Source organism: Lysobacter sp. KACC 24251, from assembly GCF_057747755.1.
The window spans coordinates 1,723,933-1,745,717 of sequence record NZ_CM173222.1; the positions used below are offsets into that span (position 1 = coordinate 1,723,933).

23 protein-coding genes are annotated in these 21,785 nt (G+C 65.7%); 11 read left to right on the plus strand and 12 right to left on the minus strand.

The genetic code is table 11. The features are described 5' to 3' along the window. Window positions 1–13: 13 nt before the first annotated feature. Window positions 14–166: a hypothetical protein gene (locus AC3ARF_RS08085; RefSeq protein WP_498926850.1), complete on the minus strand. Its 153-nt coding sequence runs from the start codon at window positions 164–166 to the stop codon at window positions 14–16. Between the two features lie 5 nt (window positions 167–171). Beyond that, window positions 172–1,347, minus strand: coding sequence for an acyl-CoA dehydrogenase family protein (locus tag AC3ARF_RS08090; RefSeq protein ID WP_498931811.1), 1,176 nt, complete (start codon window positions 1,345–1,347; stop codon window positions 172–174). 156 nt (window positions 1,348–1,503) lie between these two features. Here AC3ARF_RS08090 and AC3ARF_RS08095 point away from each other — a divergent pair, with 156 nt between their 5' ends. The 3 genes from AC3ARF_RS08095 to metH all read left to right on the plus strand — a co-directional run bounded on the left by AC3ARF_RS08095 (window position 1,504) and on the right by metH (window position 6,357). Next, window positions 1,504–2,445 carry an ArsR/SmtB family transcription factor gene (locus tag AC3ARF_RS08095; RefSeq protein ID WP_498926852.1) on the plus strand — a complete coding sequence of 314 codons (942 nt, stop codon included), beginning with the start codon at window positions 1,504–1,506 and terminating at the stop codon, window positions 2,443–2,445. Between the two features lie 9 nt (window positions 2,446–2,454). Further along, window positions 2,455–3,555 (plus strand): homocysteine S-methyltransferase family protein, encoded by a 1,101-nt coding sequence (locus AC3ARF_RS08100; protein ID WP_498926854.1) that lies wholly within the window; start codon window positions 2,455–2,457, stop codon window positions 3,553–3,555. A 114-nt stretch (window positions 3,556–3,669) separates the two neighbouring features. Continuing rightward, on the plus strand, window positions 3,670–6,357 hold the full coding sequence (gene metH / locus AC3ARF_RS08105; RefSeq protein ID WP_498926855.1) for a methionine synthase: 2,688 nt from the start codon (window positions 3,670–3,672) through the stop codon (window positions 6,355–6,357). Between the two features lie 7 nt (window positions 6,358–6,364). Here the strand turns inward: metH and AC3ARF_RS08110 are convergent, their stop codons facing one another. Continuing rightward, window positions 6,365–7,222: a PA4780 family RIO1-like protein kinase gene (locus tag AC3ARF_RS08110; protein ID WP_498926857.1), complete on the minus strand. Its 858-nt coding sequence runs from the start codon at window positions 7,220–7,222 to the stop codon at window positions 6,365–6,367. Between the two features lie 93 nt (window positions 7,223–7,315). On the opposite strand from AC3ARF_RS08110, the gene AC3ARF_RS08115 reads away from it, so the two are divergent. Next, window positions 7,316–8,026: an rRNA pseudouridine synthase gene (locus AC3ARF_RS08115; protein ID WP_498926859.1), complete on the plus strand. Its 711-nt coding sequence runs from the start codon at window positions 7,316–7,318 to the stop codon at window positions 8,024–8,026. A gap of 75 nt (window positions 8,027–8,101) precedes the next feature. Here the strand turns inward: AC3ARF_RS08115 and AC3ARF_RS08120 are convergent, their stop codons facing one another. From AC3ARF_RS08120 to AC3ARF_RS08145, 6 genes are all read right to left on the minus strand, one after another. Next, window positions 8,102–8,782 carry a DUF2058 domain-containing protein gene (locus AC3ARF_RS08120; protein WP_498926861.1) on the minus strand — a complete coding sequence of 227 codons (681 nt, stop codon included), beginning with the start codon at window positions 8,780–8,782 and terminating at the stop codon, window positions 8,102–8,104. Window positions 8,783–8,846: 64 nt separating this feature from the next. Further along, window positions 8,847–9,077: a SlyX family protein gene (locus AC3ARF_RS08125; protein ID WP_498926862.1), complete on the minus strand. Its 231-nt coding sequence runs from the start codon at window positions 9,075–9,077 to the stop codon at window positions 8,847–8,849. After that, complete coding sequence (locus tag AC3ARF_RS08130; RefSeq protein WP_498926864.1) at window positions 9,074–10,423, minus strand: UDP-glucose dehydrogenase family protein; 1,350 nt, start codon at window positions 10,421–10,423, stop codon at window positions 9,074–9,076. The genes AC3ARF_RS08125 and AC3ARF_RS08130 overlap by 4 nt, the downstream gene beginning before the upstream one ends. A gap of 85 nt (window positions 10,424–10,508) precedes the next feature. Continuing rightward, entirely contained in the window at window positions 10,509–11,291 is a 783-nt protein-coding gene (gene bamJ / locus AC3ARF_RS08135; RefSeq protein ID WP_498926865.1) for a BamJ family beta-barrel-assembly machinery protein, read from the minus strand. A 112-nt stretch (window positions 11,292–11,403) separates the two neighbouring features. Next, the gene (locus tag AC3ARF_RS08140; protein WP_498926867.1) at window positions 11,404–12,342 is read right to left on the minus strand and encodes an FKBP-type peptidyl-prolyl cis-trans isomerase N-terminal domain-containing protein; all 939 of its coding nucleotides are present in this window, start codon (window positions 12,340–12,342) and stop codon (window positions 11,404–11,406) included. 84 nt (window positions 12,343–12,426) lie between these two features. After that, window positions 12,427–12,996, minus strand: a complete 570-nt coding sequence (locus AC3ARF_RS08145; protein ID WP_498926869.1) for a glutathione peroxidase — start codon at window positions 12,994–12,996, stop codon at window positions 12,427–12,429. Between the two features lie 126 nt (window positions 12,997–13,122). On the opposite strand from AC3ARF_RS08145, the gene AC3ARF_RS08150 reads away from it, so the two are divergent. Genes AC3ARF_RS08150 through AC3ARF_RS08170 form a run of 5 tightly spaced genes read left to right on the plus strand, consistent with a single transcriptional unit; the run spans window position 13,123 to window position 16,387 of the window. Further along, the gene (locus tag AC3ARF_RS08150) at window positions 13,123–13,401 is read left to right on the plus strand and encodes a hypothetical protein (protein WP_498926871.1); all 279 of its coding nucleotides are present in this window, start codon (window positions 13,123–13,125) and stop codon (window positions 13,399–13,401) included. A gap of 2 nt (window positions 13,402–13,403) precedes the next feature. After that, a complete protein-coding gene (locus AC3ARF_RS08155) occupies window positions 13,404–13,775 on the plus strand; it encodes a GntR family transcriptional regulator (RefSeq protein WP_498926873.1) in 372 nt (123 codons plus the stop codon). A gap of 5 nt (window positions 13,776–13,780) precedes the next feature. Beyond that, on the plus strand, window positions 13,781–14,656 hold the full coding sequence (locus AC3ARF_RS08160; RefSeq protein ID WP_498931813.1) for an ABC transporter ATP-binding protein: 876 nt from the start codon (window positions 13,781–13,783) through the stop codon (window positions 14,654–14,656). Further along, window positions 14,653–15,702, plus strand: a complete 1,050-nt coding sequence (locus AC3ARF_RS08165; RefSeq protein ID WP_498926875.1) for a hypothetical protein — start codon at window positions 14,653–14,655, stop codon at window positions 15,700–15,702. The genes AC3ARF_RS08160 and AC3ARF_RS08165 overlap by 4 nt, the downstream gene beginning before the upstream one ends. Before the next feature lie 43 nt (window positions 15,703–15,745). Continuing rightward, complete coding sequence (locus AC3ARF_RS08170) at window positions 15,746–16,387, plus strand: hypothetical protein (protein WP_498926877.1); 642 nt, start codon at window positions 15,746–15,748, stop codon at window positions 16,385–16,387. Window positions 16,388–16,460: 73 nt separating this feature from the next. Here AC3ARF_RS08170 and AC3ARF_RS08175 read toward each other — a convergent pair whose 3' ends face one another. Then, entirely contained in the window at window positions 16,461–17,867 is a 1,407-nt protein-coding gene (locus AC3ARF_RS08175) for a class II fumarate hydratase (protein ID WP_498926878.1), read from the minus strand. Between the two features lie 160 nt (window positions 17,868–18,027). On the opposite strand from AC3ARF_RS08175, the gene purB reads away from it, so the two are divergent. Beyond that, on the plus strand, window positions 18,028–19,410 hold the full coding sequence (gene purB / locus AC3ARF_RS08180; RefSeq protein ID WP_498926880.1) for an adenylosuccinate lyase: 1,383 nt from the start codon (window positions 18,028–18,030) through the stop codon (window positions 19,408–19,410). A 137-nt stretch (window positions 19,411–19,547) separates the two neighbouring features. Here the strand turns inward: purB and gstA are convergent, their stop codons facing one another. Continuing rightward, window positions 19,548–20,168, minus strand: a complete 621-nt coding sequence (gene gstA / locus AC3ARF_RS08185; protein WP_498926882.1) for a glutathione transferase GstA — start codon at window positions 20,166–20,168, stop codon at window positions 19,548–19,550. Continuing rightward, window positions 20,165–21,262, minus strand: a complete 1,098-nt coding sequence (locus AC3ARF_RS08190; RefSeq protein ID WP_498926884.1) for an NAD(P)H-dependent flavin oxidoreductase — start codon at window positions 21,260–21,262, stop codon at window positions 20,165–20,167. The genes gstA and AC3ARF_RS08190 overlap by 4 nt, the downstream gene beginning before the upstream one ends. A 122-nt stretch (window positions 21,263–21,384) precedes the next feature. Between AC3ARF_RS08190 and AC3ARF_RS08195 the strand changes: the two genes are divergently transcribed. Beyond that, the gene (locus tag AC3ARF_RS08195) at window positions 21,385–21,756 is read left to right on the plus strand and encodes a winged helix-turn-helix transcriptional regulator (RefSeq protein ID WP_498926886.1); all 372 of its coding nucleotides are present in this window, start codon (window positions 21,385–21,387) and stop codon (window positions 21,754–21,756) included. The last annotated feature ends 29 nt before the right edge of the window (window positions 21,757–21,785 follow it).

Sequence of the window (21,785 nt, forward strand, 5' to 3'; positions counted from 1 at the left end):
CAGTCAGGGAAAGTCAGCGGGGAACAACACCATCGCGCGCACCGTCCAACCCGGGAAGCGGATCGGAGAAGTCAACGCGATGGGCGATCGGTTTATCGCGACGATCGCCACCGCGATGCCCATGGCAGGCGGTGGCGGGCGCAGCATTGCCTTGCAGGCGTTTCATGGAGATCAGCGCAGGCCGGTCTCGTTGCGGGCGATGACCAGGCGTTGGATCTCGCTGGTGCCCTCGTAGATCTCGGTGATCTTGGCGTCGCGGAAGTAACGCTCCAGCGGCATTTCCTTGGAGTAGCCCATGCCCCCGTGGATCTGCACGGCTTGGTGGGCGATCCACATCGCCGCCTCGGATGCGGTCAGCTTGGCGATGGCCGCCTCGTTGCTGAAGCGGGCTCCACCCTTCTCGAACTCGCCCTTCTGCCAGGCAGCGCGAAGCGTCAGCAGCATCGCCGCGTCCAGCTTGCACTTCATGTCCGCGATCTTGGCCTGGGTCATCTGGAAGGTGCCAATCGGCGCACCGAAGGCCTTGCGCTCCTTGACGTAGGCAATCGTCGCCTCGTACGCCGCACGGGCGATGCCGATGGCCTGCGACGCGATGCCGATGCGGCCTGCGTCGAGCACGCTCATCGCGATCTTGAAGCCATCGCCCTCAGCACCCAGCACCTCGTGCGGTTGCACCACGTAGTCGGTGAACTCGATCTCACAGGTAGCCGAGGCCCGGATGCCGAGCTTGGGCTCGGTCTTGCCACGGTGGAAGCCCTCGCGATCGGTGTCGATCATGAACGCGGTGATGCCGCGCGCGCCCTTCTCCGGGTCGGTCATCGCGAACAACACGATGTACTTGGCCACCGGGCCGGAGGTGATCCAGCTCTTCTTGCCGTTGACGATGAAGGTGCCGTCGGCCTGCTTGGTGGCCTTGCAGCGCATGGCGGTGGCGTCGGAGCCCGACTGCGGCTCGGTCAGCGCGAACGCGCCAATCTCACGGCCTTCGGCAATCGCGCGCACATAGAGCTGCTTCTGCTCCTCGGTGCCGAACTTCAGGATGCCGTTGCAGAACAGCGAATTGTTGACCGACACGATGGTCGAGTGCGCCGCGTCGGCGTGCGCGATCTCCACCATCGCCAGCACGTAGCTGATGGGATCCATGCCGGCACCGCCGTACTCGGCCGGCACCTCGATACCCATCAGGCCGTTCTCACCCAGGGTGCGGATGTTGTCCAGCGGAAACTCGCCGGTCTTGTCGTGGTGCTCGGCACTCGGAGCAATCTTTTCCTGGGCGATACGGCGCGCCACGTCCTGGATCATCAACTGCTCTTCGGTAAAGCGGAAATCCACGAAAGCACCTCGGATGGCTGTGGGGCGTCTCGCGCCCGCGGTTGGTTACCCCTGCAATTGTAGCCGGGCACGTCGCCGAACCCCAATGATGAAGGTCACGTCGCTTGACCCATGTCACTGCACCCGCCACAATTATCGCTATATCGCGATAGATTGATTGATAGGTGCGCAATGGATCTGGAAGGCTGGTCGTCCCGACTCAAGGTGTTTGCTGACGCCACCCGCGTCCGCCTGCTGGCCTTGCTGGAACGCGAAGAACTCACGGTGGCGGAGCTTTCCGCCATCACCCGCCTGGCCCAGCCGCGCGTGTCCACCCATCTGGCCAAGCTCAAGGAAGCCGGGTTGGTACGCGATCGTCGCGCCGGGGTATCGGCCTACTACCGCTTCGATGACACGGCTTTGGACGCGGCGCAGCGCGCCTTGTGGCAAACCCTGCGCGAGGGCAGCGACGACCCGCTGCTGCGCCAGGATGCCGAACGCGTCACCGAAGTGCTCGCCAGCCGCGCCGCCGACCAGAACTGGGCGGATTCCGTTGCCGGCGACATGGAGCGCCACTATTCCCCCGGCCGCACCTGGGAGGCCATGGCTCGCTCGGCGCTGCCGCTGCTGGAACCCGGCGACGTGCTCGACATAGCCTCGGGTGACGGGGTCCTGGCGGAGCTGCTGGCACCGCACTCCCGCCGCTACCTGTGCCTCGACTCCAGCACCAAGGTCGTGCTGGCCGCCTCCGAGCGACTGCGCAAGCTCAAGAACGTGGAGGTGCGCGAGGGCGACATGCACGCCCTGCCCTTCGCTGACGAGCAATTCGACCTGGTCGTGCTGATGCACGCACTCACCTATGCCGAGCATCCGGCGCAAGCAGTGCTGGAGGCGGCGCGCGTGCTGCGCCCCGGCGGGCGCCTGCTGTTGACCAGCCTGGCCAAGCATGAGCACCGCACGGCTGTGGAAGGCTTTGGCCACGTCAACCTGGGCTTCAGTGAGAAGGAGCTGAGCCGTTTCGCAACCCGCGCCGGTTTCGACATTGTGTCGTGCGAGACCGTCACCCGCGAACGTCGCCCTCCGCATTTCGAAGTGATCGCGCTGATCGCACGCAAGCCGCTCGTTGCCCGGTAACCACAGCCCATGAACACGCTCCCCTGGCTCAATCCCGTCCGTGCCGAGGCACTGCAGCAGCGGCTGCGCGACCGCATCCTGGTGATCGACGGGGCGATGGGCACCATGATCCAGCGCCATGAATTGCAGGAGACCGACTACCGCGGCGAGCGCTTTGTCGAAGGGTATGACCGGCTGTGGTCGCCAGCGGCAGGGCATGCCCACGGCGAGGGCTGCGGTTGCGGCCACGACCAGCGCGGCAACAATGATCTCCTCACGCTCACCCGTCCGGACATCATCACCGGCATCCACCGCCAGTACCTGGACGCGGGCGCCGACCTGATCGAGACCAACACGTTCAACTCCACCACCATTTCGCTGGCCGATTACGGCCTGCAGCATCTGGCGCGCGAATTGAACGAGGAAGGTGCCCGCCTCGCGCGTGCCGCCTGCGATGAAGCCGAAGCCCGCGATCCGTCGCACCCGCGCTTCGTCATCGGGGTGCTGGGGCCCACCAGCCGCACCGCCTCGCTCAGCCCCGACGTCAACCGCCCCGGCTTCCGCGCCATCACCTTCGATGAACTGCGCGTGGCGTACCGCGAGGCCGCGGATGGCCTGATCGACGGCGGCGCCGACGTGCTGATGGTGGAAACCGTATTCGACACGCTCAACGCCAAGGCGGCGCTGTTCGCCATCGAGGAAGCCTTCGAGGCCCGCGGCGTGCGCCTGCCGGTGATGATCTCCGGCACCATTACCGACGCATCCGGCCGCACCCTGTCGGGCCAGACCGCCGAGGCGTTCTGGTACTCGCTGCGCCACTCCCAACCTGTGGCCATCGGCCTCAACTGTGCGCTGGGCGCCAAGGACCTGCGCGTGCACATCGATGTGCTGGCACAAGTCGCCGATGCGTATGTCAGTTGCCATCCCAACGCTGGCCTGCCCAACGCCTTTGGGGGCTACGACGAGACGCCGGAGGACATGGCCGGGGTCCTGAGAAGCTTCGCCGAGGCCGGCCTGCTGAACCTGGTCGGCGGCTGCTGCGGGACCACGCCCGAGCATATCGCCGCCATCGCGGCGGCCGTCGCCGATCTGCCGCCCCGCCAGCGCCCCGAACTGGTGGAGGCCGCATGAACAGTGGCGACTGGACATCATCAGCCACATGCCGCGGGCGTCCCGCATCCGGCGGCCACCCCTTTGCCTCCCCTCGTCATCGTCGGCCAACGCTGGCCACAGGCAACTGAGCCCATGCACGCCCTCCCCCGCCAGACCCGACTCAGCGGCCTTGAACCGCTGCAGATCACCCCGCAGAGCAATTTCGTCAACGTCGGCGAGCGCACCAACGTCACCGGCTCGGCGCAGTTCAAGAAACTGATCCTTGAAGGCCGCTTTGACGAGGCAGTCGTGGTTGCCCGCCAGCAGGTGGAGAACGGCGCGCAGGTCATCGACGTCAACATGGATGAAGGCCTGCTCGACTCCGAACAGGCGATGGTCACGTACCTCAATCTGATCGCCGCCGAGCCAGACATCGCGCGCGTGCCGCTCATGGTCGACAGTTCCAAGTGGAGCGTGATCGAGGCCGGGCTGAAGTGCCTGCAGGGCAAGGGCATCGTCAACTCCATTTCGATGAAGGAAGGAGAGGCCGAGTTCCTGCGCCAGGCGCGGCTGGTGCGCCGCTACGGGGCGGCCGTGGTGGTAATGGCCTTTGATGAGTCTGGCCAGGCCGACACCGTCGAGCGCAAGGTGAAGATCTGCTCGCGGGCCTACAAGCTTCTGACCGAGGAGATTGGATTCCCGCCCGAGGACATCATCTTCGACCCCAACGTGTTCGCGGTCGCCACCGGCATCGATGAGCACAACGACTATGCGGTAGCCTTCATCGAAGCGTGCCGCGAATTGAAGCGGCGGCACCCCTACAGCCACATCTCCGGCGGTGTCTCCAACGTATCGTTCTCGTTCCGCGGCAATGAACCGGTGCGCCAGGCGATCCACGTGGTGTTCCTCTACCACGCGATCCGGGCCGGGATGGACATGGGCATCGTCAACGCGGGGGCGCTGCCCCTGTACGACGATCTCGATCCGTTGCTGCGCGACCGCGTGGAAGACGTGGTGCTCAATCGTCGCCCCGACGCCACCGAACGCCTGTTGGAGATCGCCGACCGGTACAGGGGCAGGAAGGGCGAGAAGAAGGTCGAAGATCTGGCGTGGCGCGACAAGCCCGTACGCGAACGACTGAGCCACGCACTGGTGCACGGCATCGACCAGTACATCGAGGGCGACACCGAAGAGGCCCGCACCCTCACCACGCGCCCGCTGGACGTGATCGAAGGCCCGCTGATGGATGGCATGAACGTGGTCGGCGACCTGTTCGGCGCCGGCAAGATGTTCCTGCCTCAAGTGGTCAAGTCCGCACGCGTGATGAAGAAGGCCGTGGCGCATCTTCTGCCATACATCGAGGCCGAAAAGCTGCGCACCGGCGATGCAGGCAAATCCAACGGCAAGATCGTGATGGCCACCGTCAAGGGCGACGTGCACGACATCGGCAAGAACATCGTCGGCGTGGTGCTGGCGTGCAACAACTTCGACGTGATCGATCTCGGCGTCATGGTTCCCGCCCAGACCATCCTTGACGCAGCGATACGCGAGAATGCCGACCTTGTGGGCCTCTCCGGGTTGATCACGCCTTCGCTGGAGGAAATGAGCCACGTCGCACGCGAGATGCAGCGCCAGGGACTGACCATGCCGCTGATGATCGGTGGCGCGACCACCTCCCGCGCGCACACCGCGCTGAAGATCGACCCGCATTACAAAGCGCCGACGGTATGGGTGAAGGACGCCTCGCGCGCGGTAGGCGTGGCGCAGTCGCTGATCAGCGCTGAACTGCGCGGCGCCTTCGTGGCCGCCAACGCCTCCGATTACGCCGAGATCCGCGAGCGCCATCGCAACCGCGGCGACGGCAAGCGTCTGGTCCCGCTGGAAAAAGCCCGCGCCCAGCGATTCGATGGGGGCTGGGCCGAATACACGCCGCCTGCGCCCATGCAACCCGGACTCCACGTGTTCGAGGACTGGCCCCTGGACGACCTGGTCGACCTGATCGACTGGACGCCGTTCTTCCAGGCGTGGGAACTGGCCGGCCGATATCCCGCCATCCTGGATGACGAAGTCGTTGGCCCGCAGGCGCGTGAGCTTTACCGCGACGCCCGCACCATGCTCGCGCGCATCGTCAAGGAAAGGTGGCTCACTGCGAAGGCGGTGTTCGCGCTGTGGCCTGCGCAGTCGAAGGGTGACGACGTCCTCATCGACGTGGATGGCCGCGCGGAAACCCTGCACTTCCTGCGCCAACAGGCGGACAAGCCGGTGGAGCGTCCGGACTTCTGCCTCGCTGACTTCATCGCCCCGCATGGCAGCGGCCGCCAGGACTGGATCGGGGCTTTCGCGGTGACGGCGGGCATCGGCATCGAGGAACATGTCGCCCGCTTCGAAGCCGACCACGACGACTACAACGCCATCCTGCTCAAGGCGCTGGCTGACCGTTTGGCCGAGACCTTGGCCGAGCGACTTCATCAGCGCGTGCGCACCGAATTCTGGGGCTATGCGCCCGAGGAATCACTCGACAGCGAGGCACTGATCGACGAGCGATACCGCGGCATCCGCCCCGCCCCCGGTTATCCCGCATGCCCGGAGCACAGCGAGAAGGCCACGCTGTTCCGGTTGCTCGAGGCAGAGCAGCGCATTGGTCTTCGCCTGACCGAGAGCTTCGCGATGTACCCGGCGGCGGCGGTGTCCGGCTACTACTTCAGCCACCCCGGTAGCCAGTATTTCGTGGTCGGCCGGGTGTCGAAGGAACAGGCCGAGGACTACGCGCATCGCAAGGGTGTCAGCCTTGCACAAGCGGAGCGTTGGCTGGCGTCGAACCTGGATTACGACCCGGAGTGAGGCTCGATTAGTCCCCCTCCGCGGCCGCCTCGCGACCCTGCTGCCGGATCAATGCTTCCTCGCGGGCGTCGTTGATCGCGTGGCGCACGCTGTCGACGTCGGCCACTGTGTTGTCGTGTTCGAACTCGCCCGTCAGCTCGCTGTCCGGGCGCAACTCACCGGCCTCGAACAGCGCCCACATCTCTTCGGCGTACCAGGTGTCCAACAGCTCGGGCGCCCAACGGCCCAGGCTGGCGGTGATGTTGTTGACGTCCCGCAACAGCATCGTGCGCGCGGCATTGTTGCCGGCGGCGCTCACCACCTGTGGGAAGTCGATGATGACCGGGCCGTCGGGTGCGACCAGCACGTTGTACTCCGACAGGTCGCCGTGGATCAGCCCGACGCACAGCATCTTCACGATGTGGCGGATCAGGAAGCGGTGGAAGCCACGCGCCTGGTCCGGCGCAAGTTCCACCTCACCCAGACGGGGCGCTGAGTGGCCGTCCGCGTCGGTCACCAACTCCATCACCAGCACGCCGTGGTAGTAGCCGTAGGGCTCGGGAACGCGCACGCCGGCGTCGCGCAACTGGTAGAGCGCGTCGACCTCGGTGTTCTTCCAGGCGGTCTCCTGCTGCTTGCGCCCGTACTTGCTGGCCTTGCCAATGGCGCGGGCCTCGCGGCTGCCACGCACCTTGCGGCCTTCCTGGTACTGGACCCGCTGCTGGAAGCTGCGTTGGGCCATGTCCTTGTACACCTTGGCGCAGCGGACGTCGTCACCGGAGCGCACAACGTACACCGCTGCCTCCTTGCCGCTCTTGAGTGGGCGCATCACTTCGTCGATCACGCCGTCGTCAATCAATGCCTGTAAGCCGGAGGGAGTCTTCATGGGTTCCTGAACTTGGAGCGGCGGCGATGCCAGATTTCCGGACCGACGGGGCACATATCATTACACTTGCAGCCAGCCGCCACGAATATCGACATGTCCGAACCCACTCGCCTCGACAAACGCATCGCCGATCTGGTCCAGTGTTCCCGCGCCGATGCCCAGCTATACATCGAGGGCGGCTGGGTACTGGTGGATGGCGAGGTTGTGGAGGAACCGCAGACCCTGATCTCCACGCAAAAGCTGGAGCTCGCCCCGGGGGCGCGCCTTGAGCCCATCGAGCCGGCCACCATCCTGCTGCACAAGCCGGCCGGGGTGGACATCAAGGACGCCGCGGCGCTGGTGACTCCCGCGGCACGCGCCGAGGGGGACATGTCGGAAGTGCGCATGCTCAAACGCCATTTCCACCGATTGGCTCCCCTGATGCCGCTGGACGCCGAAGCGAGTGGCCTGCTGGTGCTGACCCAGGACGGCCGGGTCCGCCGACGGTTGACCGAGGACTACGCGCTCATCGAACAGGAGTTCGTTGTAGAGATCGCCGGCAACATCGCGCCGTACGGCATGGCCCGGCTCGCCCACGGCCTGCACTACCTGGGTAACGCCCTGCCACCGTGCAAGGTCAGCTGGCAGAACGAGACCCGGCTGCGATTTGCCATCAAGGCCGTAGAGCCGGGGCAACTGCGGCACATGTGCCGCGAGGTCGGGCTCGACGTGGTGTCCATCCGGCGCTTGCGCATCGGTCGCATCTCGCTGAGCAAGATGCCGGTCGGAGAATGGCGCTATCTACCGGTCGGCGAGAAGTTCTGACTGACCGTTGTCCGCCGGTGGCCATCGCCCCTGGACTGACTCGAATGCCGGACGCATCACGGCATCCGACGTTTCTCACCAGACCAGATCGTCAGGTACCAGGAACATCGGATCGCTATAAGGGTCTTCCCCGGTGGGCGCATTGGGATCCACCTTGAGCGCGACGGCCTGCGCGAAGATCGCCTCGGCCTGCGCCAGCACCTCGGCGGTCACCAACAGGTAGCGCCCCTCCATCTGCACCACGCCCAGTTCGCCGGCGTTGAGCGCCTTCAGCTGGTTGGGGGTCACGTAGATGCGCTTGATCTTGCCGCCGTACGGGAAGTGCCGGGCGATCTCGGCATCGGCCACATTAAGGCTCTTGTCCTTGACGAATTCGGCCAGCTTGGCGCGGGCCTCACGCTTGATGCGGGCCTCTTCCTGCTTGGCCTTCTCGGCCGCGATGCGCTCATCCTTCTCGCGCTGCGCGCGGATGGCATATGCCTTGGCAAGGTCGATGTCCTCGCGGCTCATCGGCTTGCCGTGCTTGGCTGCTCCGTGGGGTCGTCCCTTGCCCGGCTGGCCAGGACGCCCTGGGCCACCCTTGCCAGTTGCATTGCGGTTGTGCGGACTACCGCTGGTATGCGCCTTGCCGCTGGGCTTGGGCGCCCCGGGATTGCCAGCGCCGGGCTTGCCACGGCCTGGCTTCTCGGAGCGCTCGGGTTTGGCCGGCGCCGCGAACCCGAGGCCGAGCAATTGGTCACGGAGGCTGTTGCTCATGGTGTCTCTCTTGCGTAGTGCATCCGGGTCACGCGGGCGCGCAGCTTCGCCAACCGGACAGCGTTCAATAATGCGGCGGCGGCGGCTCGTGGGAGGGATCGCCGGTAAGCGGCGCGTTCGACATGGCCAGCCGGAGCTGCTTCAGCTCCTCCAGTACGCGATGCAACAGCAGCGCGTTGCGCGTCTCCTCATCGCGAGCGGCAGCCAGGGCGTCACTCAGCTCGATCAAGGCCTGCTCCTGGAACGCCAACCGCGTTTCCAGCTCCATCAGCCGCTGTTCGGTGGCGGCGCTCACGCGTCCGCCTGGATCGAGCGCCCGCGCCCGATGCCGTAGTAGGTCAACCCCAACGCCTCAAGCTCATCGGGGTGATACAGATTGCGGCCATCGAACACCACCTTGTCCCGCAGCGCATCGCGCACGCGGGCAAAGTCCGGGCTGCGGAACTGCTTCCATTCCGTCACCACGACCAGCGCATCCGCGTCCGCCAGCGCCTGGTAAGCCGAGTCACACAGCAACAGGTCGTCGCGCTCGCCGAAGATCCGCTGCGCTTCGTGGTGCGCCTCAGGATCGTAGGCGCGGACCTTGGCGCCCGCCTCCCACAACTTGGCCAGCAGCGTGCGACTGGAAGCCTCGCGCATGTCGTCGGTGTTGGGCTTGAACGACAGGCCCCACACCGCCACCATCTTGCCGCGCAGCGCGTCGACGCCACCGTAATGGCGCACCATCAGGTCGAACAGGTGGGCCTTCTGCCGGTCATTGACCGACTCCACCGAGTTCAGCAGCTCGGCGTTGTAGCCATGCTGCTGGGCGGTCTTGGCCAGCGCCTGCACGTCCTTGGGAAAGCACGAGCCGCCGTAGCCGGCGCCCGGGTAGATGAAGTGCCAGCCAATGCGCGGGTCCGAACCGATGCCCTGGCGCACCATCTCCACGTCCGCGCCCACCCGCTCGGCGATGTTGGCGATCTCGTTCATAAAGCTGATCTTGGTCGCCAGCATCGCGTTGGCGGCGTACTTGGTCAGCTCGGCCGAGCGCACGTCCATCACCACGATCCGCTCGTGGTTGCGGTTGAACGGCGCGTACAGGCGCTTGAGCTTCTCCACCGCACCGGCGTCGTCGGCGCCAATCACGATGCGGTCCGGACGCATGCAATCGTTGACCGCATCGCCCTCCTTCAGGAATTCCGGGTTGGAGACCACATGGAACTCGATGGCTGCGCCTCGTGCGGCCAGTTCCGCGGCAATCGCGGCGCGCACCTTGTCGGCCGTACCTACGGGCACCGTCGACTTGTCCACCACGACGGCCGGCTTCTGCATGTGCTGGCCGATGGTGCGGGCCACGGCCAGCACGTACTTCAGGTCGGCGCTGCCGTCTTCGTCCGGCGGGGTGCCCACCGCGATGAACACCACGTCGCCATGGGCGATGGCCCCGGCCGCATCGGTGGTGAAACGCAGGCGACCCGAGGCGTGGTTGGCCTTGACCATCGGCTCCAACCCCGGTTCGAAGATCGGGATGATGCCGTTGTTCAGGCCCTCGACCTTGGCGGTGTCGATGTCGACGCAGACCACGTCGTGACCGACATCCGCCAGGCAGGTACCGGTGACCAGGCCCACATAGCCGGTGCCGAAGATGGTGACGCGCATGCCTTATGGATCCTTCAATACAAGTGTCGCAATACCCCGCACCACGTGTCGGCGACCGCTGCATGCAGCGGTCGCCGACACGGGATTACTTCTTGCTAGGCTGCACCACGTCCTGCAGCTCGACCTCGAACACCAACGTCTCGTTCGGGCCGATCGGGCCGCCCGGGGTGCCGGCTTCGCCGTAGCCCAGCTTGGCCGGGATCCAGAACTTGTACTTGCTGCCCACGGTCATCAGCTGCAGGCCTTCCTGCCAGCCCGGAACCACGCCCTGAAGCGGGAACACCACCGGCTCGCCACGGTCGTAGGAGCTGTCGAAGGTCTTGCCGTCCAGCAGGGTGCCCTTGTAGTGCACCTTCACCACGTCAGTGGCCTTGGGCTTGGCGCCGGTACCTTCGGTGATGACCTGGTACTGCAGGCCCGACGCGGTGGTCTTCACGCCTTCCTTCTTGCCGTTCTCCGCCAGGAACTGGGTGCCCGCTTCGGCGTTCTTCTTGGCCTTGGCCATCATCTCGGCGATGCGCTTGGCCTGGATCTTCTGGCCGAAGGCTTCACGAATGGTCTGCGCCTGCTTGTCGTCGACCAGCGCCTTCTCACCGGCGACGCCGGCCTTCAGGCCCTTGATCATGGCGTCGATGTCGTACTCGCCCTTGGCGGGCTCCAGCGACTTGGCGATGTCCAGACCGATCACGTAGCCGGACTGGGCCTTCTCGCCTTCGAGGCCCGGGATTTTCGTGGCCGCTGAGGTTGCTTCGGTGGACTCGGCACCCGCGGTAGCGGTGGCCTCGGCCTTTTCAGCGGGCTTGTTGCAGGCGGCCAGTACCAGCGTGGCAGCGGCCAGGACAGCGATATGACGCACGGATTGCTTCATGGAACAGGACTCCATCGTGATGCAGCGACCGCCGCGCCGGCGGGGGCCGGTGCGGCGGATGGGGCACTCAACTGTGCCGGCGGAATGTGTCGGGGTCGGACTGAACGTACCGTTACGGCACGATGGTCATCAACTCGACGTCGAACTGCAGCGTGGCGTTCGGACCGATCGGGCCGCCGGGAGTTCCGCGCGCGCCATAGGCCAGCTCGCCCGGGATCCAGAACCGGAACTTGCTGCCAACGGGCATCATCGCCACGCCCTCGGTCCAGCCGGCAATGACCTGGTTCAGCGGGAACTCGGCCTCCTGGCCACGATCGTAGGAACTATCGAAAACGGTGCCGTCGAGCAGCGTGCCGTGGTAGTTCACGCGCACTTTGTCCGTCGCCTTGGGGCGCGGACCCGAGCCCTGGCGCAGCACCATGTACTGCAGGCCCGACGGCGTGGTGAACACGCCCTTCTCGCCCTTGTTCTTGGCGAGGAACGCGGCGCCTTCCGCCTTGTTCTTTTCAGCCTGCTCGGTGGCGCGGGCCTGTGCCTTGGCCTGCATGCGCTGCGAGAACGACTCGCGAATGGCGTTGGCTTCGGTTTCCGAGAGCAGCGAGGGGCCCTTGGCCAGTGCAGTGCGAATCGACTGCATCAGCAGCGGCAGCTCGATCTCCTCCTTGATGCCGGCCAGGGACCGCCCCACGTCGGCGCCGACGAGGTAACCCACCTTGTCCTTGGCCACTTCGGGCGCCTTGGTGCCTTCCGGCGCCTTGCCCATGCGCACGCCGATGCGCTGCATCAGTGCGCCGCCCACGGCCTGGGCTTCCTTCTCGTCGAGCAGCGGCTTGCCACCGTCGAACGCGTTCTTCACCGCTCGCTCGAAAGCGGCGACATCGAGGTCCGGGCCCACCGGCGCGATCGAAGTCGCGACATCCTGGCCGATCATGTAGCTGACCTTTTCACGGTCGTTGGTAAGCACGGTCTTGTCCTTGGCAATGGCAACAGCGCCGGTCAGCGCCGCAATAGTGGTGATCAACACGGCCATGCCGCGCGCGAAAGCGTTCATTCCGAAACTGCTCCTGTCGGATACGCCGCTGGCGCGGCGCGAAGTTCCCATTGTCGCGACCTGCGACCCGGACGGCAATCAGCCTCAGCGCCGAGCGGGCCGCGGCGCCTTCAGCGCCTGTTCGATGGCCGTGACGATGGCCTTGTCATCGGGCTTGGTCCGGCTGCCCCAACTGGCCACCAGGCGCCCGTCGCGCCCGATCAGATACTTGTGGAAGTTCCACTTAGGCGCCTCCCCCGAGGCCTGCGCCAGCGCCTTGTAGAACGGCGATGCCTGATCGCCCACCACGTGCACCTTCTCGAACATCGGGAACTTGACCCCGTAGGTGAGCGTGCAGAACTCCTGGATCTGCTTTTCGTCGGTGAATTCCTGCTCGCGGAAATCGCCCGACGGGAAACCGAGCACGGCAAAGCCCTTGCCCTTGTACTTGGCGTGCAGCGCTTCAAGCGCTTCGAACTGCGGGGTGAAGCCGCACTTGCTGGCAGTGTTGACCACCAACAGCACCTGCCCGCCGTAGGTCTTCTCCAGGTTGACCGGGGCCTTGCCGGCCAAGGGGCGGAAGCTGTGGCCCAGCAGCCCCGAGGCGGACAGCGCCACGCCAGCGACCAGCATGGAAACGGCGGCGACAGCCGCCAGAGCAGTGTTTCGGGCCATGTGAAGGACCTCGACCGGGAGTGGGCCCCAAGTATGACTTCAGTTGGGTTGGAGGTGCTTGACGCGGCGTGTTTTGGTGTTATAGTTGCATACAACACCGGTCTACTAACGAGCAGGACGTTCAACATGAACAACGCGCTCCGCCACACCGCCCTGACCCTCGCCGCCGCCAGCGCCCTGCTGGTGCTGGTCGCCCTGCCTTCGGACCCCAGCCCGGCATTGCTCGGGCCGGTTCTCCCGGACGTAGCCGCGGCCGTTCCCGGCGCCCTCCCTTCCACGGGCACCTTGGGCCTGTCTTCTCCGGACAGTGTCTCGGGGGCTCCGAAACGCGCGATCAGGAAGAGTGCGCGCCACCGCCGGCAGACGTTGGTCATGCCCTTTTTCTCATTCGCACAGCGGGGTTGACCATGACCGCAATCCAATGGAGCGATGGAGCTCCCATCTACCGCCAGCTGAAGGAACGCGTCATCGCCATGATGCTCGATGGCGTCCTCAAGCCCGGCGACGCCCTGCCCTCCGTCCGGCAGGTCGCGGCCGAGTACCAGCTGAATCCAATCACCGTCTCGCGCGCCTATCAGGAACTGGCGGACGAGGCACTCGTAGAAAAGCGCAGGGGACTGGGCATGTACGTTACAGAAGAGGCTGCAAGGAAGTTGCTCGTCAATGAACGTGAACGCTTCCTCCGCGAGGAATGGCCGCTGGTGCTGGAGCGTATCCAGCGCCTGGGGCTGTCCATGGACGAACTGATGGGGCCGAAGGCCATCGGAGGCACGGCATGAACACCATGGCCAATGTCGCCACCGGAACGGTGGTCAACGCCCGCAACCTGCGCAAGGCCTACAAGAACAAGGTAGCGCTGGACAACACCTCGTTCTCCATCCCCACCGGCCGCATCATCGGCCTGATCGGCCCCAACGGCGCTGGCAAGACCACCGCGCTCAAGGCCATCCTCGGGCTGATCCCGTTCGAGGGCGAGCTGAGCGTGCTGGGCCGTGACCCGCGCACCCAGCGTGACGACCTGATGCGTGACGTGTGCTTCATCGCCGACGTGGCGGTGCTGCCCCGCTGGATCCGGGTCAAGGAGGCCATCGAGTTCGTGGCCGGCGTGCATCCGCGCTTCGACCGCGCCAAGTGCGAGCGCTTCCTCGAGCACACCCAGCTCAAGCCCAACCTGCGCGTTCGCGAGATGTCCAAGGGCATGATCGTGCAGCTGCACCTGGCGCTGGTGATGGCCATCGACGCCAAGCTGCTGGTGCTGGACGAGCCCACGCTGGGCCTGGACATCCTCTACCGCAAGCAGTTCTACCAGCGCCTGCTGGAGGACTACTTCGACGAGGAGAAGACCATCATCGTCACCACCCACCAGGTCGAGGAAATCGAGCACATCCTCACCGACGTGATGTTCATCCGCGACGGCAAGGTGGTGCTGGACAACGACATGGAGTCGCTGGGCGACCGTTTCATCGAGGTGCTGGTCGACACCGCCCACCTGGAAACCGCCCGCGCACTCAAGCCGATCGACGAGCGCTCGCTGCCGTTCGGCAAGACCGTGATGCTGTTCGACGGCGTGCCCGTCGCCCAGCTGGAACCGCTCGGTGAAACCCGCACGCCGGGGCTGGCCGACCTGTTCGTCGCCACCATGAAGGGGACCTACGCATGAATGCCGTCGTCGAAACCCACGTGCGCGCCCCCGTGGCCGCACCGCACTCCACCCACAAGCTGAAACTGCTGCTCAAGCGTGAGTTCTGGGAGCACAAGGGTGGCTTCCTCTGGGCCCCCCTGGTGGCCGGCGGCATCTTCCTGCTGCTGAGCATGATGGGCGCCGGTGTAGGCGAAGCCTTCCTGCGCAAGGCACCTGACCACGCCCGGGTCAACGTCGAAGGCGGCAGCTTCCGCATCAACGGGCTGGACCTGTCGCAGCTGACTGAAAAGCTGGGACCGGAGGAACTGCGCGAGTTCGGGGGCGTGATTGACGCCAGCCTGTACATGGCCGCGAGCTGGCCGCTGATCGTGCTGACCTTCGTCGTGTTCTTCTACTGCCTCAGCTGCCTGTACGACGACCGCAAGGACCGCAGCGTGCTGTTCTGGAAGTCGCTACCCATCTCCGACCGCGATACCGTGCTGTCCAAGGTGGCAAGCGCCGTGGTCGTCGCCCCTGCCCTCGCAGTGGCCGCCGGCATCGCCACCATGTTCGGTTCGCTGGTGCTCTACAGCGGCCTGGTGCTGCTGCACGGTGGCAACCCGCTGACCCTGCTGTGGGGTCCGGCCAGTCCGCTGACCGTGGCCGGCAACATGATCGCCTCGCTGCCGGTGTACGCCCTGTGGGCCATGCCGACCGTGGGCTGGTTGATGCTCTGCTCGGCCTGGGCGCGCAGCAAGGCATTCCTGTGGGCGGTGATGATCCCGGTCTTCGCAGGCATCTTCGTGACCTGGTTCGACATGATGCAGTTGTTCAACCTGGAGGCGACCTGGTTCTGGAAGAACGTCGTGGCCCGGGTCTTGTTCAGCGTGGCCCCGGGTACCTGGTTCGACGCCGCCCGCATCGGCCATGTCGACGCCAATGGTCCGCAGGTCGTGCACTCCCTGGTCAACCTGCAGACCACGTACTCCACGCTGGCATCGCCCTCGCTGTGGATTGGCGTGGTGGCTGGCGCGGCGATGATTGTTGCTGCGATCCGCATGCGCCGGTGGCGTGATGAGGGCTGAGCCCTCATCACACTCCGCAACCCACTCGCACAAGGATTGATTCATGAATCCCGTACGTACCGCGACCCTCGTTGCCCTCGCCTGCATCCCCCTGCTTGGGGCCTGCGAGAAGTCCACTCCGCCTGCTCCCCAGGATGCCGACGCACCCGCCACCTCGCTTGGCAAAGTGGTGGACGAGGCCACCGAGAAAGCCCGCATCAAGCTGGCCAACGAGCCCATCACGCTTTCCAGCGACGATGGCAAACTGCCGAAGGCGGAGATCTCGCCGAAGGGCGACCTGGTCATCGACGGCAAGGCGGTACCGGTGACCGGAGATCAGCGCGCCCTGCTGCTTGAGCACCGCGCGAACATCGTCGCAATCGCCGACGCAGGGATGACCATCGGTGTACGCGGCGCGGACCTGGGGATGAAGGCGGCCGGCGAAGCGCTCCGCGGTGTCTTCAGCGGCAATACCGAGGAAATCGGCAAGCGCATCGAAGCCGAGGCGGAGAAGATCAAGGCCGACGCCATGGTGCTGTGCGACCGTCTGCCGGCCATGCTCGCCTCGCAACAGAAGCTGGCCGCGGCGGTGCCGGAGTTCAAGCCCTATGCGACGATGACTGCACAGGACGTCGACGACTGCCGCGAGGAGACCACCGGCAAGTCCGAGGCACCGCCGGCACCGCCCGCCCCACCGAACGGCTGAGCCAACCCCGGTTCCTCTGCTCGATCGCGCAAGGCATTCACGGCGTCGTCCCTTTGGACGGCGCCGTGTTCATTCATCCGCCCGACACACCCTCGCGGATGCCGCCCTTGGTCAGCGCCTCGGGGTCGAGCAGGTTTTTCAGCTCGGCTTGGGACAATCCCGACAATTGCATCGCCACTGCCAGCACGGGCTGCCCTTCCTTGTAAGCCTGCTTGGCGATGGCGGCGGCCTTCTCGTATCCGATGATCGGATTGAGGGCCGTGACCAGGATCGGATTGCGATCCAGCGCCTCGCGCACCCGGTCCTCGCGTACGCGCAGCCCCGCGATGCTGCGATCAGCCAGGAGTCGCATGCCATTGGCGAGCAGATGGATGGCATCGAGCAGGTTGGCGCCAATCAACGGCAGCATTACATTCAACTGGAAGTTGCCGCTTTGCCCGGCCACGGTGATGGCCGTGTGGTGACCCATCACCTGCGCGCAGACCATGGCCAAGGCCTCCGGCACCACGGGGTTGACCTTGCCCGGCATGATCGAGCTGCCCGGCTGCAACGCGGGCAGTTCAATCTCGCCCAGTCCCGCCAGCGGCCCGGAATTCATCCACCGCAGATCGTTGGCGATCTTCATCAGCGCCACCGCCAGCGTATTGAGCTGGCCTGACAGCTCCACCAGGTCGTCCTGGGCCGCGATGCCCTCGAAGCGGTTGGAGGCGGATTCGAAGCGGGTCTGGCTGAGCGCGGTCAGAGCTTTTGCCATGGCGTTGCCGAAACGCGGATCGGCATTGATACCGGTGCCGATGGCAGTACCGCCAATGGGCAGGCGCCGCACGCGCTTGAGCGTGTCTTCCAGCCGGGCCTGCGCGGACTCCAGCTGCGCGGCCCAGGTGCCCAGCTCCTGGCCGAAGGTAAGCGGCATGGCATCCATCAGATGGGTGCGGCCGGTCTTGGTCACCCGTTTCAGCGCGCGTGAGCGCTGGCTGATGGAGCGGCGCAGGTGCTTGAGCGCAGGCAACAGCGCCTCGCCTGTCGCCAACCGCGCCGACACCCGGATCGCGGTGGGGATCACGTCGTTTGAACTCTGCCCCAGGTTCACGTGGTCGTTGGGGTGCACCTTCGCCTTGCCCAGCCGCGAAGCCAGCGTGGCGATGACCTCGTTGGCATTCATGTTGCTGGAGGTGCCCGAGCCGGTCTGGAACACGTCGACGGGGAAGTGCCTGTCGTGCTCGCCGGCAGCGACCTCCATGGCGGCCTTGCGGATCGAAGTCGCCATGCCCTTTCGCAGCAGGCCCAGCCCCCCGTTGACCTCGGCTGCTGCCGCCTTGACCAGGCCGAGGGCTCGGATGAAGTCACGCGGCATGGGCCGGCCCGATATCGGGAAGTTTTCGACCGCCCGCTGGGTCTGGGCACCCCACAGCGCGTCCTCGGGGACCTGCAGCTTCCCCATGCTGTCGTGCTCGATTCGGAATTTCGCCTGCGTGGGCATGGTAGCGCTCCCTGGCCGCGCCTTCGGATCGACTGAGCATAGCGCCGGTCCCCGTCGGCCACCGTGTAGCTGGTGAACGCACCGTTCCCACCGGCGCCGCGACCCCGGCCCACTCCCCGGACCTGTAGAATTACGGCCCCGCTTCGCCAACTCCGCGCCCATGACCGCCGCCAACGTCGTCGAAACCCAGTTGCTCGCCCTGTCCCCGCTCGATGGCCGCTACGCCGGCAAGGTCGATGCACTGCGCCCCATCTTCTCCGAGTACGGCCTGATCCAGGCCCGCGTCAAGGTCGAGGTGGAGTGGCTGCTGGCGCTGGCTCAAGAGCCGGGCATCGTCGAGCTCACTCCGTTCTCGCCGGCCGCCGTGGCGCGCCTGCGCGCGCTGGCAGACGAGCTCTCGGTGCGCGACGCCGCCCGGGTCAAGGAAATCGAGCGAACCACCAACCACGACGTCAAGGCGGTGGAGTACCTGATCAAGGAGAAGCTCAAGGATGATGCGGAGCTGGCTCCGGCGCTGGAGTTCGTGCACTTCGCCTGCACCTCCGAGGACATCAACAACCTCAGCTACTCGCTGATGCTCAACACCGCCCGCGGGCAGGTGATGTTGCCGGCGCTGGACGGCGTGATCGCCAAGCTGCGTGCCATGGCCCACGAGTACGCCGGGCTGCCCATGCTGTCGCGCACCCACGGCCAGACCGCCTCGCCGACCACCGTCGGCAAGGAGCTCGCCAACGTGGTCGCGCGCCTGCAGCGCCAGCGCGAGGTCCTGGCCTCCCTGCCGATGCCCGGCAAGATCAACGGCGCGGTGGGCAACTACAACGCCCACTCGGTGTCGTACCCGGAAGTGGACTGGGCGAAGTTCTCGCAGGGGTTCGTCACCTCGCTGGGCCTGACATGGCAGCCCTACACCACGCAGATCGAGCCGCATGACGGCATCGCCGAACTGTGCGACGCGCAGAAGCGTATCGACACCATCCTGCTCGACCTGTGCCGCGATATGTGGGGCTACATCTCGCTTGGCTATTTCAAGCAGGCGGTCAAAGCCGGCGAAGTCGGCAGCTCGGCCATGCCGCACAAGGTCAATCCGATTGATTTCGAGAACGCGGAAGGCAACTTCGGCATCGCCAACGCGCTGCTGGAGCACTTCGCCGCCAAGCTGCCGATCAGCCGCTGGCAGCGTGACCTGACCGACTCCACCGTGTTGCGCGCGCTTGGCACCGCCTTTGGCCACGCGGTGATCGGCTTCGAAGCGCTGGGCCGCGGCCTGGGCAAGGTGTCAGCCAACCCGGAGCGCTTGGCCGCCGATCTCGATGCGTCCTGGGAAGTGCTGGCCGAGGCCGTGCAGACGGTGATGCGTCGCCACGGACTGCCGCAGCCCTACGAGCAGCTCAAGGCGCTCACCCGCGGCCACGGTATCGACAAGCAGTCGATGCGCGAGTTCATCGCTGGTCTGGACCTGCCGGCGGAGGCCAAGCAGCGCCTCCTCGACATGACGCCCGGCAGTTACATCGGTATCGCCGAGCAACTGGCCAAGAACATCTGAGTCAGGCAACCGGCGCAGCCGGAGGCGGGTCCCCCCGATGGGTTGACGCCGCCTCTGGCATCACACGGATCCGGGGCAACATGGCCCCGGATCGCTGCTGATTCGCCGGTCAGACGCCGGGCCCGGTTCCAAACGTGTCAGGCCGCCTTGGCCGGCATGAGTCCTTCAGCCTGCAGCGCCGCCTGCACCGCAGGCCGCGACCGAATCCGCGCCTGGAACGCGTCCAACGCCGCGAATTCGGAAAGGTCCAGGCTGACGTAACCCGCCCATTGGGTGACGGTGAACAGGTAGGCGTCGGCGACACTGAAGTCTGCGCCAAGCAGGAACGGTTGGTCCGCGAGAACCTGATCCACTAGCGAGTAACGCTTGCGCAGGTAAGCCTTGCGCTCCTCGCGCACGTCCTCCGGCGTGGCCGGATTGAACAGCGGCGTATACGACTTGTGCAACTCGCTGCTGACGTAGCTCAGGGCTTCATGCAAGCGCGAGCGCGCCAGGGTGCCGTGGGCGGGAGCGAGACGGACATCGGGCTTGCTGTCGGCCAGGTATTGCAGGATGGCCGCGCCTTCGGTCAGCACCTCGCCGTCGGCCAACTCCAGCGCAGGCACATAGCCCTTCGGATTGATCGCCATGAAATCACGGTCTGTTGCCGTGCGCTTGGTGCGCGTGTCGACCTTTTCCAGCGCGATGTCGATGCCGGCTTCGCGGGCGACGATATGCGATGCCAGCGAGCAGGCACCGGGTGCATAGTAGAGCTTCATGCGTTCACTTCCTCAGGTTGTGGGTGGGGGTACAGCTCTGAAAGCAGCGACCGCATGAGATCGGTCGCGGTGCGATGGCGGAGGTCGGGCGCGATCTGCCCGCTCCACAGTGAGACCAGGTCGGTGCGCCCCGCGGCGACGGCGGCCGGGCGCAGCTTCGAAACAAACCAACTGGTGATCGGGAAAGGCGGCAAATCCGCGCTGCGAGACGCCAGTTCCTCGGTCCAACGGTTGCGAAGGCCCCGGGCAAGCCGCCCGGTGAATGCGCGGGTCAAGGTGGTGCTCTCTGACCTTTCACTGAAAAGCAGCGCCCGGTGCGCTTCGGTCGTGCCTGACTCTTCGCAGGCCAGGAACGCCGTACCCATCTGCACCGCCTGGGCGCCCAGTTCCAACGCTGCGCGGACACCACGAGCATCGGCAATGCCGCCTGCGGCGATCACGGGCAGGCGGACCCGTCGGCTGACGAGTTGAACCAGCGGGAACGTGCCCATCAGCGAGGCTTCCGCGCTCGCCAGGAACGAAGGCCGATGCCCGCCGGCCTCGGCACCCGTCGCCACCATCAGGTCGACACCCGCGGCTTCAAGCGCCTGGGCCTCGGCAATCGACGTCGCCGCTCCCAGGGTCACGATGCCACGCCGACGACATTCGGCCAGCACGGCGGCGGACGGGATGCCGAAGACAAAACTGAAAATCGGCGGACGCGCTTCGAGCAGGGCCTCAACCTGTCCGTCAAACGCGGGATGGCCGCGCGTCATCCGCTCCGGCCGCGTCACGCCAAGCTCCTGAAAATAGGGCTCGAAGATCCGCCACCCCCGGTCGAACGACGCCTCGTCCAGGTCCAGACCACCCTGATCGTGATCAGAAACCCACAGGTTCACCGCGAAGGGGGCGGCCGTCAGCCCACGCAGCTCATCCACCAGGCTACCGATGTCACTGGCGGGCAGCATGTGGGCACCAAACGACCCCAACCCTCCCAGATTGGACACCGTGGACGCCAGCCGCGTGGTGGACAGGCCGCCGCCGAAGGGCCCCTGGATGATCGGATGGCGTATTCCAAGGCGACGAACCGCCTCTGACTTGCTGCTGTGCTCCATGCCGCAGTCCTTATGTGGGGAGGCGGTATCGTAAACATACCTAGTTACTGTTGGATACCTGCTTACTACCTGTAACCCATCGATTGTGGTATCCATCCAGTAACCACACCGACACGCCGCCCATGGGCCTGCCACTTCGCAAGAACAAGGTTGAATCGCCGCCGCCCACCTGCCCCCTCACCGAGTGCATGGCACTGCTGCGCGGTGCGTGGGCGCCCAACGTGCTCTGGTACCTGAGCGCCGGCGCACGGCGTTTTGGTGAGCTGCGCCACGACATCCCGCGCGTCTCCGCGCGCGTGCTGACGGCGCGCCTCCGAGAACTTGAAGCCAAGGGGCTGGTGACGCGACACGTGGTCGCCAGTTCACCCCCTTCGGTGGAATACACATTGACCGAGCTGGGCCACGAACTGATCCCCGCGATCAAGGCAATTGTCCACGTGGGCATGAAGCTCAAGAGCCACGGCGCCAGCAAACGAAGGGCCGCCACCCCGTAGAATGGCGTGCCCCACGATCAAGGCATGCC

Coding starts and splice junctions, on each gene's coding strand:
- AC3ARF_RS08085 (WP_498926850.1), bottom strand. CDS start 166: ATGAAACGCCTGCAAGGCAATGCTGCGCCCGCCACCGCCTGCCATGGG.
- AC3ARF_RS08095 (WP_498926852.1), top strand. CDS start 1,504: ATGGATCTGGAAGGCTGGTCGTCCCGACTCAAGGTGTTTGCTGACGCC.
- AC3ARF_RS08100 (WP_498926854.1), top strand. CDS start 2,455: ATGAACACGCTCCCCTGGCTCAATCCCGTCCGTGCCGAGGCACTGCAG.
- metH (WP_498926855.1), top strand. CDS start 3,670: ATGCACGCCCTCCCCCGCCAGACCCGACTCAGCGGCCTTGAACCGCTG.
- AC3ARF_RS08110 (WP_498926857.1), bottom strand. CDS start 7,222: ATGAAGACTCCCTCCGGCTTACAGGCATTGATTGACGACGGCGTGATC.
- AC3ARF_RS08115 (WP_498926859.1), top strand. CDS start 7,316: ATGTCCGAACCCACTCGCCTCGACAAACGCATCGCCGATCTGGTCCAG.
- AC3ARF_RS08120 (WP_498926861.1), bottom strand. CDS start 8,782: ATGAGCAACAGCCTCCGTGACCAATTGCTCGGCCTCGGGTTCGCGGCG.
- AC3ARF_RS08130 (WP_498926864.1), bottom strand. CDS start 10,423: ATGCGCGTCACCATCTTCGGCACCGGCTATGTGGGCCTGGTCACCGGT.
- bamJ (WP_498926865.1), bottom strand. CDS start 11,291: ATGAAGCAATCCGTGCGTCATATCGCTGTCCTGGCCGCTGCCACGCTG.
- AC3ARF_RS08140 (WP_498926867.1), bottom strand. CDS start 12,342: ATGAACGCTTTCGCGCGCGGCATGGCCGTGTTGATCACCACTATTGCG.
- AC3ARF_RS08145 (WP_498926869.1), bottom strand. CDS start 12,996: ATGGCCCGAAACACTGCTCTGGCGGCTGTCGCCGCCGTTTCCATGCTG.
- AC3ARF_RS08150 (WP_498926871.1), top strand. CDS start 13,123: ATGAACAACGCGCTCCGCCACACCGCCCTGACCCTCGCCGCCGCCAGC.
- AC3ARF_RS08155 (WP_498926873.1), top strand. CDS start 13,404: ATGACCGCAATCCAATGGAGCGATGGAGCTCCCATCTACCGCCAGCTG.
- AC3ARF_RS08160 (WP_498931813.1), top strand. CDS start 13,781: ATGGCCAATGTCGCCACCGGAACGGTGGTCAACGCCCGCAACCTGCGC.
- AC3ARF_RS08165 (WP_498926875.1), top strand. CDS start 14,653: ATGAATGCCGTCGTCGAAACCCACGTGCGCGCCCCCGTGGCCGCACCG.
- AC3ARF_RS08170 (WP_498926877.1), top strand. CDS start 15,746: ATGAATCCCGTACGTACCGCGACCCTCGTTGCCCTCGCCTGCATCCCC.
- AC3ARF_RS08175 (WP_498926878.1), bottom strand. CDS start 17,867: ATGCCCACGCAGGCGAAATTCCGAATCGAGCACGACAGCATGGGGAAG.
- purB (WP_498926880.1), top strand. CDS start 18,028: ATGACCGCCGCCAACGTCGTCGAAACCCAGTTGCTCGCCCTGTCCCCG.
- gstA (WP_498926882.1), bottom strand. CDS start 20,168: ATGAAGCTCTACTATGCACCCGGTGCCTGCTCGCTGGCATCGCATATC.
- AC3ARF_RS08190 (WP_498926884.1), bottom strand. CDS start 21,262: ATGGAGCACAGCAGCAAGTCAGAGGCGGTTCGTCGCCTTGGAATACGC.
- AC3ARF_RS08195 (WP_498926886.1), top strand. CDS start 21,385: ATGGGCCTGCCACTTCGCAAGAACAAGGTTGAATCGCCGCCGCCCACC.